The organism is Mesorhizobium sp. M2A.F.Ca.ET.037.01.1.1 (assembly GCF_003998075.1).
In the GTDB taxonomy this organism is placed as follows: domain Bacteria; phylum Pseudomonadota; class Alphaproteobacteria; order Rhizobiales; family Rhizobiaceae; genus Mesorhizobium.
Genome location: NZ_RZSA01001291.1, coordinates 1 through 1,513, shown reverse-complemented (window position 1 = coordinate 1,513; position 1,513 = coordinate 1). Strand labels below are relative to the sequence as shown.

At 61.3% G+C, this 1,513-nt stretch carries 3 protein-coding genes; all 3 read right to left on the bottom strand.

Annotation, left to right across the window (positions count from 1 at the left end):
* The coding region (locus EOA27_RS36045) for a DUF763 domain-containing protein (protein WP_127258681.1) at positions 1-123 on the bottom strand (123 nt) is incomplete at its 3' end.
* A gap of 305 nt (positions 124-428) precedes the next feature.
* Positions 429-743, bottom strand: coding sequence for a hypothetical protein (locus tag EOA27_RS36040; RefSeq protein WP_126083377.1), 315 nt, complete (start codon positions 741-743; stop codon positions 429-431).
* 228 nt (positions 744-971) lie between these two features.
* Complete coding sequence (locus EOA27_RS36035) at positions 972-1,292, bottom strand: hypothetical protein (protein WP_126083376.1); 321 nt, start codon at positions 1,290-1,292, stop codon at positions 972-974.
* Between the last annotated feature and the right edge of the window lie 221 nt (positions 1,293-1,513).

Sequence of the window (1,513 nt, the reverse complement as noted above, 5' to 3'; positions counted from 1 at the left end):
GCCGTAATGGTGGATGATCGCCTCGCACAGCACCGCGCCGAGCTTGGTCATGCGCTCGCCCAGCCATTTCGGGACCCGCCCGCCATGCAGCGGCAGGTCGGCGCTGCCGCTTCGCTGCGTCACGTGATTCTCCTGGATGCCGGTGATTTAGATGGCATTTTGGCGGGGATTTGCAAGGCGCTGCGCGAAGCTGGCGAAAGAGGCCCAAACCATCTTCGTCATCCTTGGGCTTGACCCAAGGATCCATGCCGTGACGTGGGCCGAGGAATGCCACGGATCAGAATTCTGCGCCGTGGCAGCACTGCATGGATCCTAGGGTCTGCGCGCGTCGCTTCGCTCCTTGCTCCGCCCTAGGATGACGACCGCGAAGCGCGGCCACGCTTGCGTCTGGTCAATGCCGCTTCTGCCGTGCGCCAGTCGCCCACCGCCTAGTACTTGTAATAGTACCCGTGGTGATGCCTGTGGTGGTGCCTGTGGTGGTGCCTGTGATGGTGCCTGTAGTGGTGCCGGTAGTAATACCTGTGGTGCCGGTAGTAGCTGGGATAATAGTCGTCGTAGTAGCGCGGGCCGTAGTAGCGGCCGCCATAGTCGTAGAACGGACCGCCATACATCGGACCGCCGTAGAACGGAGAGCCGCCGAACGGACCGAAACCGAGACCGAGGAAGCCGTGCGCATCCGCCGGCGCTACCGTGGACGCCGCCGACGCGACTGCGATCACCGAAGCAAGTAGAAGTTTTTTCATGGCAACCTCCTCCTGAAGGCTGATTATCGGGTAACGCGCGGCGGGAGGCCTATGTTCCCGATCGCTAATATTTCCCGGAGTATCGAGGAGGAGAAAGCCGCCGCCAGCGGCATGGAGCGTTGCCACGGCGCGGCGACCAGAGGTTCTACCCGGTATTGCCCAGGGTCGACGCCATTGCTGTCGCGTCCGGCCCATCTCCCCACACGGGAGTTGGGCCGGTGCTGCGGGTCAGCGCTCGCAGATACGGATCTTTTCAATGACGCGGTGATGATGTCGCCAGTGCTTCACGATCCTGACCCGGCAATTGTCGTCATACCGGTTGTGATACCGAACCACGTAACGACGATGGTATGGGGTGTAGTAGTCGTCGTCATAGACGTGCCGGTAATACCGGTGATGGCGATAATATGGGCTGTAGTCATCGTTGTAGTAGTCGTCATCATAGCCCGGACCGATGCCGATACCGAGTTGCACGCCGCCGGCGCTGGCCGGCGCGATCGCAAACGCCGAGGCGATGGCGATCATCGAAGCAAGCAGAAGCTTTTTCATCGCTGCCTCCTTGAGTTTCAAGGCCCCTTCGGCAAGACAACGATTTCGCGCGGTCCATGTTCCCGGCGAGTTGCCAGGGTTGGCAGCCCGGACAGGGCATGGGCAGGACCAAGGCGGCGAATCCAGCGCCTTACTTCGTCCCCGCAACTTCATGAACCCGGATATTTATTAGAGCAGCTGCAACCGACCGGGCTTCGGCGCGTTGCACGCCGGCGAAGTAT